The organism is Curtobacterium sp. DN_7.5 (assembly GCF_022655355.1).
In the GTDB taxonomy this organism is placed as follows: Bacteria; Actinomycetota; Actinomycetes; order Actinomycetales; family Microbacteriaceae; genus Curtobacterium; species Curtobacterium luteum.
Window position 1 is genome coordinate 2,885,708 of sequence record NZ_CP093378.1, and the last position, 17,480, is coordinate 2,903,187.

Below are 17,480 nucleotides of genomic sequence, written 5' to 3' on the forward strand. Positions count from 1 at the left end.
ATACCAAGCCGTAGCATCGCCTCACCGCACCATCACCCCACAGGGCCCGGCCGTCACCCGACGGCATGCCCGCGGCGAGCGCTCCGAGGAAGCAGCGTGGCCGTCCGCTGCCTGTCGGCACACGCTCCACTGGACCCGCACGTGAACCACTCCCCCTTCGGTCTCCACGACCCTGCCCGCGAATCGAGCGACTGCGGCGTCGGCTTCATCACCCGCCTCGACGGGGTGCCGACGCACGACGTGATCCGCAAGGGCGACGCAGCGCTCTGCTCGATCCCCCACCGCGGCGGCAAGTCCGCCGAGGGTGTCGGGGACGGCGCCGGCGTGAGCATCGACCTGTCGGTGGAGTTCTTCAGCGCGATCACCGGCGAGACCCTGCGCGCCGGGCACTTCGGCGTCGCGAACTGCTTCGTGCCGCGCGACACCACCCCGTCCGGCGCCGACGCGCGGGCAGCCGCCCAGCAGGTCGTCACCGACGCGATCACGCACGAGGGCTTCGAGCTCCTCGTCGTCCGGGACGTCCCCGTGGACCACTCGGTGACGCGCCCCGAGGCCGAGCAGTACCAGCTGCCGATCGTGCAGTGGGTGTTCCGCGCGCCGTCGTCCTGGGAGCGCTCGGAGGTCGACGCCGCCGCGAACCGTGCGCTCCTCGCCGTCGAGCGCGTCTCCTACACCCAGGCCGCCGAGGCGCACGCGCCGCACGCCGCCCTGTACCCGCTGTCGCTCAGCGCCCGGACGCAGATCCTCAAGGGCCGGCTGAACTCGGGCGAGGTCATCTCGTACTTCCGCGACCTCACGGACCCGCGGCACTCGGTGCGGACGCTCTACTTCCACACGCGCTTCTCGACGAACACCGAGCCGCACCCGACGATGGCGCAGCCGTTCCGTCTCATGGCGCACAACGGCGAGCTCAACACGGACCGGAAGAACCGCCTCTCGGACGAAGCGCTGGCGCGCGCCCGCACCCGGAGCATCGTCCGGCCCCCGGGGCAGTCGGACTCGAGCCGTCTCGACCAGACCCTGCAGAGCCGCGTGTTCGACGACGGCCTGGACATCGTCGAGGCCGTGGTGTCGCTCATGCCGCCGGCGTGGGAGAACGACCGCACGCTCACGCCGGACGTCCGGGCCATGCTCGAGTTCTTCTCGCTCTACGAGGAGAAGAACGACGGCCCCGCGGCCGTGATCTTCAGCGACGGCGACGTCGTGGGTGCCCGACTCGACCGGCTCGGGCTCCGCCCGCTGCGCACCGTGCAGACGGACGAGTACCTCGTCGTGGCGTCCGAGGCCGGGCAGGTCGAGTTCGACGCCGCCGACGTCGTGCACCGCGGGCGGATCGAGGCCGGCGGCATGCTCGTCGTCGACCACCGCTCCGGCTCCCTCATGCGGACGCGCGAGGTGCTCGACGTGCTCGCGGAGCGCAAGCCCTACGCGGAGCTCCTCGAGGCCGCACGTGTCGACCTGGACGACCTGCCCGTGCCGGACTACCAGCGCGGCACGACGACCCTCGGCTACGACGGCGACCTGTCGCTGGCGGGCCGGTACGTGGCCTACTCGCTGAACCAGGAGAGCTTCCGGTTCATGCTCGACCCGATGCTCCAGAACGGGTCGGAGCGCATCTCGGCGATGGGCTACGGCAACGCCATCAACGCCCTCAGCGACACCGAGGGCGGCATGGCGAAGTACTTCTCGCAGCGCTTCGCGCAGGTGACGAACCCGCCGCTCGACTCGATCCGCGAGGCCGACGGCATGTCGATGCGTGTCGCCCTCGGCAGCAAGCCCGACGGGACCGGCAGCGGGGACGGTGCGCCGAGCCGGCAGATCGTGGTGCAGTCCCCCGTCCTCGGGCACCTCGACATGGTGCGCCTGCGGGACCAGGACATCGTGCCGCTCGAGCGCTTCGACATGCTCTACGTGCCGGTGCTCGGCGACGAGCAGGCGAACGCCGACGCGGTGCGGGCGGCGACCGAGCAGCTCGCCGACGCCGTCGCCGCGTTCGCCGAGCGTTCCGGCGGCATCGCGGTCCTCACCGACCGCAGCGTGTCCTCGACGCACGCCGCGCTGCCCGTCATCCTGGCGGTGGCCGCCGTCAACCAGCGGCTCATCGAGACCGGGCTGCGGCTGCGGGTCTCCGTCGTCGCCGAGTCCGGCCAGCTGCCGTCGTCCCACCACGTCGCCACGGCGCTCGGCTTCGGTGCCTCGGCCGTCTACAGCCTGAGCGCCCGCCTCCGCGCGGAGGAGAAGTACCCCGCCGAGGCTGCCCCGGCCGGTGAGCACACCGCGACCGACCTCGCCCTCAAGCGCTTCCGGAAGGCCGCTGAGAAGGCCCTCGCGAAGACGATGGGCCGCGTGGGCCTGTGCACGGCGGAGAGCTACATCGGCGGTGAGTTCTTCGAGCCGAACTACCTCGACACGAGCGACGACCTGTTCGCGCGGGTCTTCCCGCACATGGACGCCCCGGTCGGCGGCGTCGGATTCACCCGCATCGCACAGGCGGCGACGGACTGGCACGAGCGTGCCCGCAGCGTCGCGACCGAGGGCCAGGTGCCGCTCCTCGGCCTGTTCAAGGAGCGCTCGGACGGCGCCGGGCACTCGTTCGGTGTCGCGAGCGTCCGCGGCTTCGGCGGCATGACCGAGGAGCGCCCGGCCTTCGAGCGCTCCGGTGACTCGGACGCGCTGCGGCTGCTCACCCTCGGGCAGCTCGACGACTCGTTCGGCATCTCCGACGCGGCGTACCGGAACACCGGCTACGACCGGCTGAGCGACGCCGAGATCGACGGGCACCGCATCACGCCCGGCTACGTCTCGTTCCTGCAGACGACGCACGACGAGCGGTCGCGCCGTCCCGCCGCGCTCCGCGACGTGCTCGCGTTGCCCGCGGACGTCACCGGCATCGACGAGGCGGAGGACTTCGCGCGCGAACTCGGCCGCTTCGCGACCGTCGGCAACGCCAGCGTCACCGTGCGTGGGCTCTCCGGCTCGCGCGCGTCCTCCGAGGGAATGCCGGGAGGCACGGTGCGGTTCCGTCTGGAGCTCACCTCGACCGGTCCCACGGGTGCGCAGCGCCACCGTGCCCTCGCGGACGGGCTCGCCCTCCTGCACCCGGGCCTGGTCGACGTCGACTCCGTCGCCGACGACCGGGTGACGCTCCGCGCCACCGGCGCCGCAGCCGACCTGCTCGGCATCCTGCAGCAGGCACCGGCGAGCGTGGACGTGGCCGAGGTCCAGCCGGCGCACGAGATCACCCGCACGCTGGCCTCCGGCGCGATGAGCCACGGCGCCCTCGTCGCCACGGCGCACGAGGCCGTCGCGCACGGCACGAACATGGTCGGGGGCATGTCGAACTCCGGCGAGGGCGGCGAACACCACTCCCGCTACGGCACCATCCGCGGTTCGCGCATCAAGCAGTTCGCCTCGGGGCGCTTCGGCATCTGGGCGGGCTACCTCGCCGACCCGATGCTCGAGGAGCTCGAGATCAAGATCGGTCAGGGCGCGAAGCCCGGCGAGGGCGGTCAGCTGCCCGCGCCGAAGGTCACCGTCGACATCGCGGCGGCCCGCGGCGGCACGCCGGGCGTCGAGCTCATCTCGCCGCCGCCGCACCACGACACGTACTCGATCGAGGACCTCGCGCAGCTCATCCACGACTGCAAGGCCGCCCGGGTGCGGGTGGTCGTGAAGCTCGTGTCCTCCGAGGGCATCGGCACGATCGCGGTCGGTGTGGCCAAGGCCGGCGCCGACGTCATCAACGTCGCCGGGAACACCGGCGGCACGGGCGCCGCGGCCGTCACCAGCCTGAAGTACGCCGGGCGGTCGGCGGAGATCGGTGTGGCCGAGGTGCACCAGGCCCTCGTCGCGAACGGCCTGCGCCAGAAGGTCACGCTCCGCTGCTCGGGTGCGCACCAGACCGGGTCGGACGTCGTCACGAGCGCGCTGCTCGGCGGGGACTCGTTCGAGTTCGGCACGACCGCGCTCATGATGCTCGGCTGCGTGATGGCGAAGAACTGCAACGTGAAGTGCCCGGCGGGCCTCACCACGAACGCCGAGGCGTTCGAGGGCGACCCGCGTGCGCTCGCGCAGTACCTGCTCAACATCGCCCACGACGTGCGCCAGATCCTCGCCCGCCTCGGTCTGCGCTCCCTCCGCGAGGCCCGCGGTCGCACCGACCTGCTGCAGCTCCTCGACCACCCGGCGAGCGTCGGGCGGCTGGACGTCCGGAACCTGCTCGCGCAGGTGCCGGAGAAGGTCGTGACGGACCCGGAGTACCTCGAGAAGGACTTCCGGACCGACGACGCGCTCATCGACCAGGTCCGCACGGCCCTGGTCGAGGGCCACGAGCACGCCCTGACCGTCGACGGCGTCGTGCTCGGCAACGCCGACAAGTCGGTCGGCGGCCAGCTGGGCATCGACGTCGAGCGCCTGCTCAACCACGAGCTGCGCGGGGTCGACCTGTCCGCGCACCCGGCGATCGCGACGGACGACCGCGGTCGGCGTCGCCTCGTCGACGGTGCCGTGACGATCCGCACGAGCGGCTCCGCCGGCCAGTCCTACGGGGTCTTCACGAACGACGGCATCACGCTCGAGCACGTCGGGACCGCGAACGACGGTGTCGGCAAGAGCCAGTCCGGTGGCCGGATCGTCGTCCGGGCACCCGGCGGCGGCAGCGTCGAGCGGGGCGGCAACGTCCTCGTCGGCAACTTCGCACTGTTCGGCGCCACCGGTGGTCGCACGTTCGTCGAGGGCGAGGCGGGTGACCGGTTCGCCGTCCGCAACTCGGGCGCGACCGCCGTCGTCGAGGGCATCGGCGACTTCGGGTGCGAGTACATGACCGGCGGCGCGGTGTTCAACCTCGGCGCGTACGGCAAGGGGCTCGGCAACGGCATGTCCGGCGGGTTCCTGTACCAGTACGACCCGTCGGGCGCGGTCACCGAGCGCGCGAGCACCGACTCGCTCCTGGTCTTCCCGGTCACCGAGACCGACCGGGGCGCGTTCCACGAGGCCGCGGCCCGACTCCTGCTCGAGTGGCACCTCGAGGCCACGGGATCACCCCTCGCCGAGCGACTGCTCGCCGAGTGGGAGACCACCCGCCAGCACGTGTACGTCGGCATGCCGCGCGCGCTGCTGCTCAGCCAGGACGCCGACGAGATCCTCGCGGCCGCGACCCGGGCGGAGCTCCTCGACGAGCTCGCGAACTCGGTGGCGACCGACAAGCTGCGTGCGTTCAAGGTCGACTACCGCGACCAGCGCACCGTGCTCGGCGGCCGTGCCCCCGCGCTCGGCGACCAGGGCGAGGACATGTTCTCGCTGCTGTCGTCCTACACGGTGCTCGGGGTCGCGCAGGACGTGGCGCAGGGGCGTGTCCCGGGCGCCGGCTCCTCGGACCCGCGGGTGACGGAGGCGGTCCGGAACCTCATCCTGACCGAGGACTTCCAGGTCAAGCAGCGCGTCGTCAAGTACCTCCGCGGCACCTTCGACCGGTTCGCGGACGACGAGCTCGCGACCCTCATCGCCGTCAAGCGGCTCGACGACTCGAAGCGTGCGCTCGCGCAGCGGAACAACCGCAGCACGGACATGCCGGGCACCACGGGGTGGATCATGCACCAGAACGCCAAGAACGCCGGTCGTGTCCGGGCTGCCCGCTTCGACGAGCTGCTCGCGAACGCCGCGCTCGAGGACATCGCCGGCCGCGCACCGCAGGCCCCGACCGAGGTGGTGTCGGCATGAGCACGCTTCCCCCGACCGGTGCCCTGATCCCGGTCGACGCACCGTTCTCGGCGGCCCAGGAGTCCTGGCTCGCCGGGTTCATCGCGGGCATCGCCGCAGCGGGCAAGCGCGCCTCCGGTGGTGCCCCGACGACCACGGTCGACGTGCTCTTCGGCACGCAGACCGGCAACGCCGAGTTCCTCGCCGACGAGCTCGTCGTCGGTGCGAAGGCCCGGGGCCTCGGCGGCCGTGCGACGCCGCTCGACGCGGTCACGCCGGAGCAGCTCGCGGCGATGTCGAACGTGCTCGTCGTCACCTCGACCTACGGCGAGGGCGAGATGCCCGACAACGCCGGACTGTTCTGGGACGCGATCCAGGCGTCGACGGTGCCGCGGCTCGAGGGGCTGCACTACGCCGTCCTCGGCCTCGGGGACACCAGCTACGACGAGTTCTGCCAGGCCGGCAAGCTCCTCGACACCCGCTTCGAGCAGCTCGGCGCGACGCGCATCCACGAGCGCGTCGACTGCGACGTCGACTTCGAGGACCCCGCGGCGCTGTGGAGCGCGGCCGTGCTCGACCGGCTCGCCGCCGAGGCCGGAGCCCAGCCCGGTGCGGGCGGCCCAACCGCCGGGGTGACCGCCTCCGGGTCCGCAGCCGGCGGGGCGGGCGTGAGCCGTGCCTCCCGGCCGGGATCGCAGTGGAACAAGCGCAACCCGTACCGGGCCCCGCTCGTCGCGAACCGGCTGCTCTCCTCGCCGCGCAGCGCGAAGGAGATCCGTCACTTCGAGTTCGACCTCGGGGACTCGGGCATCGAGTACGCGGCCGGGGACGCCCTCGCCGTGGTGCCCCACAACGACCCGGCGCTCGTCGACCAGCTGCTGACGCACCTCGGCGCGGACGGCGGCACGGACGTCGACGGCCGGCCCCTCGGTGAGGTCCTGCGCCTCGACCGCGAGATCCGCACGCCGTCGAAGGACCTCGTGGCGGACCTCGTCCAGCGTGCTCCCGGGTCGGAGCTCGCGGCCGTCGTGTCGCACGGCGACAAGCACGAGCTCGACCGGTGGCTGTGGGGACGTGACGTCCTCGACCTGCTCCGCGACGCCGGGACCGCGGCACCGACGATGGAGCAGCTGCTGCCGAACCTCCGCGGACTGCAGGCGCGGCAGTACTCGATCTCGTCGAGCCCGCTCGCGCACGCCGGTCGCGTCCACCTCACGGTCGCGTCCGTCCGCTACGGCGACGTCCACCGGTCCCACGCCGGTGTCGCCTCGACGTACCTGGCCGACCGGGTGCAGGCCGACGGTGAGGTCGACGTGTACCTCCAGCCGAACGCCGCGTTCGGGGTGCCGGCCGACGGGGACGCGCCGATCGTGATGATCGGCCCGGGCACCGGCATCGCGCCGTTCCGCGGGTTCCTCCACGAGCGGGCCGCCGCCGGGGCGACCGGCCGCAACTGGCTGTTCTTCGGCGACCAGCACCGCGACACGGACTTCGTGTACGAGGACGAGCTGACCGACCTGCAGGACCGCGGTGTGCTGACCCGGCTCGACCTCGCGTTCTCGCGGGACCAGGCCGAGAAGGTGTACGTGCAGACCCGGATGCGGGAGCAGGCGGCCGAGCTGTACCGGTGGCTCGAGGACGGCGCGTTCGTGTACGTGTGCGGCGATGCCTCGCGGATGGCGAAGGACGTCGAGCAGGCGCTGCTCGACGTCATCGCCGGGCAGCTCGGGCGCGGGGCGGAGGACGCGGACGCGTACCTGGCCGACCTGCGGCGCGCGAAGCGGTACGTCCGCGACGTGTACTGAGGCGCGGGCGGTCACGGGTCGCGGCAGAGCCGAGTCTCGGCCACCCGGACACTTCTCGTGCTCCGCAGCGCGAGATCTGTCCGCCTGCCCGAGACTCGTGCTGCGGCCCGGACCTTGCGCCTGCGTCGCGCGCGGCGTAACGTACAACCAAATGGTTGTACGAACAGCACTCAGCGACGCCGAGGTCGACCGCGTGTTCCACGCGCTCGCCGACGCGACGCGACGCGACATCGTCCGGCGGACCCTCGCCGACGGTGCCACCGTCTCCGGACTCGCGGAGGCGTACGACATGTCGTTCGCCGCCGTGCAGAAGCACGTCACCGTCCTCGAGGGAGCAGGACTCGTGACCAAGGAACCACGCGGACGCGTCCGCATCGTGCGCGCCGATCCCGAGCAGCTCGACCGCGTGCGCGGGCTGCTCGAGGAGTACGGCCGGCTCTGGCGTGGCCGCATCGACCGACTCGACAGCCTGCTCGCCGGCGACGACGAGCACTGACGAACACCATCGAGACCACGAACACCACCGAGACCACGACCACCGAGACGACCACCACCACCAAGACGACCACCACCACCGAGACCACGACCACCGACCCGACGAGGGAGCGACCATGCCCGTCACCAGCGTCCACACCGACCCGGAAGCCCTGACGACCACGCTCGTCGCGGACTTCCCCGTCCCCGTCGAACGACTCTGGGGAGCCTTCACCGACCCCCGCCGTCTCGAACGGTTCTGGGGACCGCCGAGCTACCCGGCGACGTTCTCGGAGTTCGACCTCCGCCCCGGCGGCCGAGCCCGCTACGACATGACCGGCCCGGACGGGGAGGTCTACCGGTCCGTCTGGCTCGTGATCGCGGTGGACGCCCCCACCCGACTCGCGTTCGACGACTTGTTCGCGACCGAGGACGGCGAGGTCGACGCAGCGCAGCCGCCGAGCACGAGCGTCCTCGACTTCGAGCCGACCGAGTCCGGCTCCCGGGTGCGCATCACCACGACGTTCCCGACGGCCGAGGCGCTCGAGACCCTCCTCGCGATGGGCATGGAGCAGGGCTACGCCGAGGCGTTCGGCCAGCTCGACCGGGTGCTCGCCGACCTCCGCGAGTACGCGCTCGGCAGGGGTGTCGTCACCGAGGTCCTCGACGACACCCACGTGCGGTTCACCCGCGCGTTCGACGCCCCGCGGCACGCCGTCTGGCGGGCCCACACCGAGCCGGACCTGATGCGCCGGTGGCTGCTCGGCCCGGACGGCTGGGAGATGACCGTCTGCGAGAACGACCTCGTGGTGGGCGGACGCTTCCGGCAGGCCTGGGCCCCGGTCGGTGACACCGCCGGCGAGCCGTTCGGCTTCGAGGGCGAGAACACCCTCGTGCAGCCCGAGCGCCGGATCGTCAGCACCGAGGCGATGACCGGTGCCCCGTACCCGCCGAACACGAACGACCTGCAGCTCGCGGACGTCGACGGTGCGACGCTCCTGACCCTGCTCGTCACCTACCCGAGCGTCGAGCAGCGAGACGCGATCCTCGCCACCGGGATGACCGACGGCATGGAGGCGAGCTACCGGCGACTGGAGCGCGAGGTGCTCGCGACCGCCTGACCGGTCGCGTCACGGCGTGACCAGCAGACGGCCGGGAGGCCCGTGGCGGCGCCGTCACGCGCCTCCCGGCCGCCGTTGGGGTCGCGCTGGGCGCGGGCGCCGCCACGAGATTCGCCCTGAGCGACGACTCTCGCGCTCATCGGTACGAGATCAGTCGCTGATCACGAGACTCGGCGGCTCCGCCACGAGACGCGGCGCGCGGCGCGCGGCGCGCGTCAGTCCTGCGCGGTCGGCTCGTAGCGGCGGGCACCGCCGCGCACCCCGGCGAACCGGTACGGCGCCGTGGTGACCCGCGGTCGGTCGGTGTCCTCGCTCGTCGCGGCACCGGCGGCGTGGAGCTCCCGGTAGGCGTCCACCGTCAGCGGGACCCGGGCGTCGAGCACCGCGCGGACGCGGCCCTCCCGGCGGTGCGTGCGGTACCCCGCCCGGACGATGCCGGTGAGGAGCTCCCCGACGCTGCCGGACCCGTAGCTGAACATCGCGAGCCGCTGCCCGTCGAGCTCGTCGTCGAGGTCGAGCAGGGCCGCGAGCGCGATCCAGATCGACGCCGTGTAGGTGTTGCCGGTCTGCTTGTTGTACGTAAACCCGACGGCGAGCTCCGACTCGTCGAACGGCTGCCCGACGTGCTGGGCGAGCTTCCGGTGCGCCTTGATCGCCATCTTCGTGAAGGGCTGGTGGTGGACCCAGCGCGCGATGTCCTCGTAGCCGGGGCCGCCCTGCGCGACGAGGTCGTCCCACGCCCCGACGAACGCGTCGACGTACGCCGTGACCGACAGCCGCCCGTCGACGAGCGCGGTCGAGCGGTCGTTCGGCCGCCAGAAGTCGTCGACGTCGGCGGTGAAGACGCCGGCGGCCGGCTCGATCTCGATGAGGTCGGGGTCGGCGCTGATGAGGAGCGCCGCCGCTCCGGCACCCTGCGTGGGCTCGGCCGCGGTGTCGACGTCGTACCGCGCGACGTCCGCCGCGATGACGAGCACGCGCTCCTGCGGCGACCGGGCGACGATCCCGAGGGCGAGCTGCACGGCAGCAGTGCCGCCGTAGCAGGCCTGCTTCAGCTCGACCACCCGGACCGACTGCGGCAGCCCGAGCAGCCCGTGCACGAACACGCCGGCGGCCTTGGACTGGTCGACGCCGGACTCGGTGGCGAACAGCACGGTCCGGATGCCGTCGACGCCGTGGCGGTCGATGACCTCCTTCGCGGCTGCGGCGCCCATCGTGACGATGTCCTCGTCCGGCGCCGGCACGCTGAAGGCGTCCTGTCCGATGCCGACGTGGTACTTCGCGGGGTCCACGCCGAGGCGCTCTGCCAGGTCGTCGAGCTCGAGGACGTGGTGTCCGGTCGCGATCGCGATGTCGTGGATGCCGATGGCGGTCATGCTGCACCTCCTGCTGCCGCGCCACGTCGTTCCATCGCGACGTGCGCTGCCATGAGTTCTCCCGGGTTCGTCTGCGCCGCGAGCAGCGACAGCTCGCCGCACAGCACCGTCGCGGCGCACAGGGCTGCCAGGCGGCGGGCGTTCTCGCCGGGCGCGCGGTCCTCGCGGCAGCCGAGGCGGACGAGGGCGTCCTCGACGACGGGCAGGTCGCCGCCCTTGCCGTTGCCGACCGTGCCGACGATGAGGTGCGGGAGCGCGGTCGAGAAGTACAGGTCGTCGCCGCGCACCGAGGCCGTGGTGATGCCCTGGGAGCCCTCGACGATGTTCGCGGCGTCCTGGCCGGTGGCGAGGTAGAACCCGAGGAGCATGTTCGCGTAGTGCGCGTTCGCGGAGCGCAGCGCCCCGGCGATGGTGGAGCCGATGAGGTTCTTGGCGACGTTGAGCTCGGCGATCCGCTCGGGGGTGGACCGCAGGCGCTTCTCGACGACCTCGCCCGGGATCACGATCTCGGCGACGGTGTTCCGACCGCGACCGCGGATGCCGTTCACCGCGGTGGCCTTCTTGTCGGTGCAGAAGTTGCCCGAGATGCTGACGTACTGCAGACCCGGCTCCCACGCGAGGATCGCCGGCAGGAGCGTGTCCGCCGCCTGGGTGACCATGTTGTGCCCCGAGGCGTCGCCCGTGGTGAACGCGAAGCGCAGGAACAGCAGGTCGCCCACGATCTCGGGGTGCACCTCGATGAGCTTCGCGAACCGGCTCTGCCCGGCGACGAGCGCCTCGAGTTCGGCCTGCCGCGCGAGGATGCGTCCGGTGGCGGCGTGCGCGGCCGCTGCGCTCTCGGCGCGGACCACGACGGACCGGGTCATGCGTTCGTCGACGACGGTCGCGACGATGCCGCCCTCGACCATGCGCGAGATCCGGGCGCCACGGCCCACGGACGGCCAGAGCGGCGACTCGTACGTCGCGAGCGGCACCTCGTGCTCGCCCTCGACCGCGTTGCCGCTCACGCGGATCGGACCGACCCACTTGGTCGGGATCGGGGTGGTCAGGTCAGTCATCGAGGTCTCCTTCGGGCGCCTGCACCGCGACGCTGAGGTGCCTGATGTCGTGCGCCTCCCAGGCGCGGTGGATGGCGGTGAGGTCGGTGTCCGCCGGGACGAGCGCGATGCCGCAGTCACCGCCGCCGGCACCGGAGGGCTTGGCCGCGCCGCCGGCGGCCTCGACCACGTCGCACAGGGTGGCGAGCCGGTCGGTCTCGATCTGCGACCCGACGGACGCGCCGAGGCGCTGCAGCAGGACGCGGGCGCGACGGAGCGCGTCGAGCGTGCGCTCGGCGTCGCCGGTCTGGAGGCCCGTGGTGAGGTCGTCGACGCAGGCCCGGCTCTCGTCGAGGAACGCCTGGTACCCGCCGTTCCGGTGCTCGCGCACGACGCTGACGAGCTTCGTCGTCGACGCCGGCGAACCGGTCCAGCCGACGAGGAGCCGCAGGTCCGCGGGCGCCGGGAGGCGCTGCACGTCGAAGCCCGTCCACGCGTCGGTGTCGTCGAGGATGCCCGAGACGCTGCCGTCACCGCGGTCTGGCGAGGGCTGCAGCAGCGCGGCGAGTAGTTCGCGGTCCGGGGCGCTGTAGCGGAGCCAGCCGCCGAAGGTGCTCGCGGCGAGGTCGCCCCCGGAGGCCCGGGGGTTCACCCGGATGGTCGCCAGGAGCGCCACCCGGAAGCGGTCGCGCTGGCTGAGGCCGAGGCCGTAGAAGCGGTCGAGGGCGCCGACGGTCGCGACCGTGACGGCGGCGGAGGACCCCAGGCCGAACTTCCGGCCGCTCGCGTCGTCGAGCTGGCTCTGGATGCGGAGGTCGTGGAACCGCGGTGCGATCCCCCGTTCGGCCCGGAGCTTCTCGACGAGGTCGATGGTCGCCATCACGTAGTCGTACGGGTGGTGCTCCCGGTCGAGCGCGAGGCCGTCCTCGGCCCGGGTCCACGTCAGCGGCAGGTGGCCGTACTCCTCGGAGTGCACGCTGCCGGCGCCGCGGCCCTCGCTCACCCGGGCCGTGATGGCGCGGTCGAGCGCGATGAGCACGGACGGCTGCCCGGGCTCGACGACGGCGTACTCCCCCGCGACGAACAGCTTGCCGTGGGCGCGGAACTCGATCACTCGGCGGACTCCTCGGGTCGGACGACGCCCGGCCCGGGCGCCTCCGTGTCTTCGGAGCGGAGCAGGTGCGCGCCTGGTCCGGTGCCGGACTCGATGACGTCCCCGTACCCGGCGAGGGCGGCGGCCACCGCCCCGCGGTCCTCGGGCGTGGTGAGGACGACGACGTTCGGACCGGCGTCCGCGGTGGCCCACGCCTGCAGTCCGTCGGCCCGGAGTCCGGCGACGGCGTCGAACACCGCGACGCTGCGGGCGGTGAGGTACCGGATCGGCGGGAACGCGCCCTCGATCGTGGCGTGCATGCGGAGCGCGTTGCTCTCGGTGAGCTCGCCGATGCGGGTGAAGTCGCCCGCCGCACAGGCGGTCAGCACGTCGGTGACCGTCTCGGTCGTCGACGTCACCCACGCAGGGTAGAACGGCGACGTCGCGATGGTGCGGCGCATGGCCTCGCGGGAGCCGATCGGCTTCGGTCCGGCGTCGATCGTGACGACCACCATCGCCATCGGCGGCGCGGGCACGGGTTCCGCGTAGGAGCCCTGGTCGTCGCCGGCGTGCCAGACCGCGACGCCACCGGGGATCGACCGCGTGGCCGATCCGGAACCACGTCGGGCGAGCCGCGAGAGGTCGCGCGGGGAGAGGTCGAGTCCGTAGGCAGCGGCCGCGGCGGTGGCGAGCGCGGCGAAGCCGGAGGCGCTCGAGGCGAGGCCGGCGCCGGTCGGCACGGTGTTGTCACTGACGACGGCGGCGCGGTCGGTGGAGCCGGCGAGGTCGCGCACGAGGTCGAGGAACTGCGTGACCCGGACCAGCGCGCCGTCGGTCGTCGCGGCGCCGTTGAGCGTCAGGGTGTCCTCGGCGGCGCCGACCGTGACCGTCGTCGTCGTGGGGAAGACGTCGAGACCCATCGACACGCTGCCGGTCGCGGGCAGCGCGAGCGACGCGTCCGCCTTGCCCCAGTACTTGACGAGGGCGATGTTGGGGTGCGCGACGGCCGTTGCGGTGGTCATGCGCGGTCTCCGATCGTGGTGGTCCAGGTGGCTGCGGCGCCGGCGCCGCGGAGTGCGGCCGCGATCCGGTCCGCGTGGTCGTCGTCGGCGGCGAGGGCCAGGACGCAGCCGCCGCGACCGCCGCCCGTGAGCTTGGCGCCGAGTGCGTCCGCGGCGCGGGCCGCCTCGACGAGCCGGTCGAGGTCGCCGCTCGACACCCCGAGGTCGTCGAGCAGCCCGTGGGCGGCGTCCATGCTCGCACCGAGCGCCCGGGCGTCGCCGCGCTCGAGGGCGGCGCGGGCGGCGTGCGCGAGGACACCGATCCCGTCGATCGTCCCGCGGACGCCGACGGGGTCGCGCTCGAGGCGGTCCCGGACCGACGCGACGGCTTCCCGGGTGTGGCCGGGGACGCCGGTGTCGGCGACGACGAAGGTGAACCGGGCCCCGAGCGCGACGGGCTCGATCCGCCCGCCGTCGAACCAGACCGGCGCGTCGGCGACCACGCCGCGTGCGTCGAGTCCGGAGGGTCGTCCGTGGGCGATGCGCTCGCACTCCTGGACGAGCTCGTGGTGCGTGTCGGCGTCGAGGGTGTGGCCGAGGGCGTCGGCGACCGCGGCGGTGACCGCGGCGGCCACGGCGGCGCTCGACCCCATGCCCCGCGCGGTCGGGACGTCGCTCTCGACCCGGACGTGGAACCGTCGGTCGGTGACCCCGAAGTGGCGCAGCGTGGCGGTCACCGCGGTGACGGTCGGCAGGACCGCGGCGGGGGCGGTGTCGAGCGGACCCGTGTGGACCGCGGACTCGAGCAGGTGACCGGTCGCCGGGTCGGCGTCGGGGTGCGGCACGGCGGGTGCGGTGTCGATCGGCGTGACCGTCGCGACCACCCGGGCGTCGAGGACCGGCAGGACGAGTGCGGGTGCGCCGTGGACCACGGCGTGCTCCCCGATGAGGATCGTCTTGCCGTGGGAGGCGGCGCGTCCCGTGCGGCGGGTGTCGCCGGCTGCGGGTGCCGCGGAGTGGTCGAGGTGGTTGCTGGTCATCGTGGGTCACGTCAGCCTAACCGTCCGTGCCCATGCGCGTGCTCGACGCCCGCCGTACCCCGGCGGTGAGCGGGCTCCACGTCACGGCGCGAGCAGGCGTACGGTGACGATCAGCATGCTGACGATCTCAGGAGGCACCGCATGGTCACCCCGTCCACCACACCGACCCCGAGCCCCGACCGTCGCCGCTGGGCCGGTCTCGTCGTGATCAGCGTCGCCGTGTCGCTGATCATCGTCGACTCGACGATCGTGAACGTCGCGATCCCGAGCATCGTCCGCGACCTGGACATCGGCTCGACGGCCGTGCAGTGGGTGCAGGAGAGCTACACGCTCGTGTTCGCGGCACTCCTGCTCGTCTTCGGCTCGCTCGCCGACCGGCTCGGCCGACGACTGCTCATGGTGGTCGGGGTCACGGTGTTCGCCGCGGCCTCGGTCCTCGCCGCACTGGCCCCGAGCGGCGAGCTGCTCGTGCTGGCCCGGATCGTCCAGGGCGTCGGCGGTGCGATGGTCCTGCCGACGACGCTCTCACTCGTCAACGCCACCTTCACCGGACGGGAGCGCGGCATCGCGTTCGCGGTGTGGGGTTCGACGATCGGCGGCATGGTGGCCGTCGGTCCGCTGCTGGGCGGCTGGCTCACGACCGCGTTCTCGTGGCGCTGGGCCTTCGGCATCAACATCCCGCTCGGTGTCGCGATCGTCGCGTGCGCGCTCGTGTTCGTCCGGGAGTCCCGCGACGAGGTGCACGCCGGCCGGATCGACGTCGTCGGCGCCGTGCTCAGCGTGCTCGCGAGCGCGTCGCTCGTGTTCGGCCTCATCGAGGGCCGGACCTACGGCTGGTGGACCAACGCCGAGCGCCTGCGTGTCGGGGACTGGTCCTGGCCGGGCGCCCTCTCGCCGATCCCGTACGCGTTCGCCCTCACCGTCGTCGCGGGCCTGCTCTTCGTGGTGTGGACGCGGCGGCGGCAGCGTGCGGGACGGTCGACGCTCATCGCCCTCGACCTGTTCGGCATCGCGTCCTTCCGCGGCGGCTCCGTCGCAGCGCTGATCGTCTCGCTCGGCGAGTTCGGCATCATCCTGTCGCTCCCGCTCTGGCTGCAGAACGTCCTCGGCTACTCCGCACTGCAGACCGGCTTCGTCCTGCTCGCCCTCGCCGTCGGGTCCTTCGTCGCGAGCGGGTTCGCCGCCACCGCCGGCCAGCGGATCGGCGCGCTGCCCATCGTCCGGCTCGGCATCGCCGCCGAGATCGTCGGGGTCGCCGCGGTCGGGTTCGTGGTGTCGTCGTCGACCCCGTGGTGGGCGATCGTGCCGTGCCTGTTCGTGTACGGCTTCGGCGTCGGGCTCGCCACCGCGCAGCTCACCGGCGTCGTCCTGCAGGACGTCCCCGTCGAACGGAGCGGGGAGGCCTCCGGCGCCCAGAGCACCGCCCGGCAGATCGGGTCCGCCCTGGGGATCGCGGTGCTCGGCACGGTGCTGTTCACGTCGACGAGCGCGCTCGTGGAGCACCGCCTCGAGGACACCGGCACCCCCGCGGCGACCGCCTCCCGGGTGGCCGACGCCGTCGTGACGTCCTCCGGCGGCGCCATCGCCGGGCTCCGCGCGCAGGACCCGGCGGTCGCGGACACCGCGGCGGAGGCGTTCAGCGACGGCACCCGGGCGGCAGCGTTCTCGGCGGCCGGGTTCCTCGTGCTCGGCCTGGCCGCGACGCTCCGACTCCGGCGCCCGGAGTCCGAGACGTCGGCCACGCCGACGACGGACCGGCCGGTCGCGGCCGGCTGACCGGCCCGCGGCTCCGGACGCTGAGACGGGGCGGACGGGAGGCACGGGGCCGGCCCGCACCGTGCCTCCCGTCCGCCCCGTGCAGATGTCGGTTCCCGCTGCAGCCGTTCGCAACTCGGTTGTGCACAACGTTGTTGTGTGCAACACTCGGAGCATGCCGGTGACCGACGAGATGGTGTGCTTCTCGCTCTACGCGGCGTCCCGGGCGACGACCCAGGCGTACCGCGCCCTGCTCGAACCGTGGGGACTGACCTACCCGCAGTACCTGGTGCTCGTCACCCTCTGGATCGAGGGCGACCAGACCGTGTCGTCCCTCGGCGACCACCTCCGACTCGACTCGGGCACCCTCTCGCCGCTGTTGCGCCGGATGGAGCAGACCGACCTCGTGCGTCGTGAGCGCCGGAGCACCGACGAGCGCGTCGTCAGCGTGACGCTCGGCGAGCGGGGCCGCTCGATCCGGCCCGAGCTGGCGCACGTCCCGGCCCGCATCGCCCAGGGCATGGGCCTGTCCGACGAGCAGGCCGCACTCGAGCTCATCTCCACGCTCCAGCGCCTCACCGCCACCATGCACGCTGCCGCGGAGCCCCAGCAGGCCGCCGCGCAGCACCACTGACCCCACGAAGGAAGGAACCACATGGAAGCCCTCTACACCGCCGAGGCCCTCTCCACCGGTGCCGGCCGCGACGGCCGCGTCGCGACCAGCGACGGCTCGTTCGCGCTCGACCTCGCGATCCCGAAGGAGATGGGCGGCTCCGGAGCCGGCACGAACCCCGAGCAGCTCTTCGCCGCCGGGTACGCCGCCTGCTTCCACTCCGCGCTCCAGGGCGTCGCCCGCGCGCAGAAGGTGAAGATCGCCGACTCGTCCGTCGGCGGCCGCGTCCAGATCGGCCCGAACGGCAACGGCGGCTACCAGCTCGCCGTCCTGCTCGAGGTCGTGCTGCCCGGGCTCGAGCACGACCAGGCCCAGGCTCTCGCGGACGCCGCGCACCAGGTCTGCCCGTACTCGAACGCGACCCGCGGCAACATCGACGTCACCATCACCGTCTCGGAGGACTGAGCA

General features: G+C 72.9%; 12 protein-coding genes. 7 read left to right on the top strand and 5 right to left on the bottom strand.

The genetic code is table 11. The features are described from left to right. The first annotated feature begins 141 nt into the window (after positions 1-141). The 4 genes from MON03_RS13350 (at position 142) to MON03_RS13365 (ending at position 9,097) form a co-directional block, all read left to right on the top strand. Positions 142-5,718, top strand: a complete 5,577-nt coding sequence (locus MON03_RS13350) for a glutamate synthase-related protein (RefSeq protein WP_242088899.1) — start codon at positions 142-144, stop codon at positions 5,716-5,718. Then, positions 5,715-7,502, top strand: coding sequence for a sulfite reductase subunit alpha (locus tag MON03_RS13355; RefSeq protein WP_242088901.1), 1,788 nt, complete (start codon positions 5,715-5,717; stop codon positions 7,500-7,502). Before MON03_RS13350 ends, MON03_RS13355 begins: the two co-directional genes overlap by 4 nt. A 151-nt stretch (positions 7,503-7,653) precedes the next feature. After that, positions 7,654-7,998 (top strand): ArsR/SmtB family transcription factor, encoded by a 345-nt coding sequence (locus tag MON03_RS13360; RefSeq protein WP_242088903.1) that lies wholly within the window; start codon positions 7,654-7,656, stop codon positions 7,996-7,998. 115 nt (positions 7,999-8,113) lie between these two features. Then, the gene (locus MON03_RS13365; RefSeq protein WP_242088905.1) at positions 8,114-9,097 is read left to right on the top strand and encodes an SRPBCC family protein; all 984 of its coding nucleotides are present in this window, start codon (positions 8,114-8,116) and stop codon (positions 9,095-9,097) included. Between the two features lie 215 nt (positions 9,098-9,312). On the opposite strand, the gene MON03_RS13370 is transcribed toward MON03_RS13365, so the two are convergent. The 5 genes from MON03_RS13370 to mvk are packed head-to-tail and all read right to left on the bottom strand — an operon-like array spanning position 9,313 to position 14,644. Continuing rightward, complete coding sequence (locus MON03_RS13370; RefSeq protein ID WP_242088908.1) at positions 9,313-10,473, bottom strand: hydroxymethylglutaryl-CoA synthase; 1,161 nt, start codon at positions 10,471-10,473, stop codon at positions 9,313-9,315. Further along, the gene (locus MON03_RS13375; RefSeq protein ID WP_022904547.1) at positions 10,470-11,531 is read right to left on the bottom strand and encodes a hydroxymethylglutaryl-coenzyme A reductase family protein; all 1,062 of its coding nucleotides are present in this window, start codon (positions 11,529-11,531) and stop codon (positions 10,470-10,472) included. Before MON03_RS13375 ends, MON03_RS13370 begins: the two co-directional genes overlap by 4 nt. Beyond that, entirely contained in the window at positions 11,524-12,624 is a 1,101-nt protein-coding gene (locus MON03_RS13380) for a phosphomevalonate kinase (protein WP_175328018.1), read from the bottom strand. Before MON03_RS13380 ends, MON03_RS13375 begins: the two co-directional genes overlap by 8 nt. Then, positions 12,621-13,625: a diphosphomevalonate decarboxylase gene (gene mvaD, locus MON03_RS13385; RefSeq protein WP_022904545.1), complete on the bottom strand. Its 1,005-nt coding sequence runs from the start codon at positions 13,623-13,625 to the stop codon at positions 12,621-12,623. Before mvaD ends, MON03_RS13380 begins: the two co-directional genes overlap by 4 nt. Beyond that, entirely contained in the window at positions 13,622-14,644 is a 1,023-nt protein-coding gene (mvk, locus tag MON03_RS13390; protein WP_242088911.1) for a mevalonate kinase, read from the bottom strand. Before mvk ends, mvaD begins: the two co-directional genes overlap by 4 nt. A 141-nt stretch (positions 14,645-14,785) precedes the next feature. On the opposite strand from mvk, the gene MON03_RS13395 reads away from it, so the two are divergent. The 3 genes from MON03_RS13395 to MON03_RS13405 all read left to right on the top strand — a co-directional run bounded on the left by MON03_RS13395 (position 14,786) and on the right by MON03_RS13405 (position 17,477). Beyond that, positions 14,786-16,420, top strand: a complete 1,635-nt coding sequence (locus MON03_RS13395; protein ID WP_175328016.1) for a DHA2 family efflux MFS transporter permease subunit — start codon at positions 14,786-14,788, stop codon at positions 16,418-16,420. A gap of 154 nt (positions 16,421-16,574) precedes the next feature. After that, positions 16,575-17,033 (top strand): MarR family winged helix-turn-helix transcriptional regulator, encoded by a 459-nt coding sequence (locus MON03_RS13400; RefSeq protein ID WP_022903023.1) that lies wholly within the window; start codon positions 16,575-16,577, stop codon positions 17,031-17,033. A gap of 21 nt (positions 17,034-17,054) precedes the next feature. Next, positions 17,055-17,477: an organic hydroperoxide resistance protein gene (locus tag MON03_RS13405; RefSeq protein WP_022903022.1), complete on the top strand. Its 423-nt coding sequence runs from the start codon at positions 17,055-17,057 to the stop codon at positions 17,475-17,477. Positions 17,478-17,480: the final 3 nt, after the last annotated feature.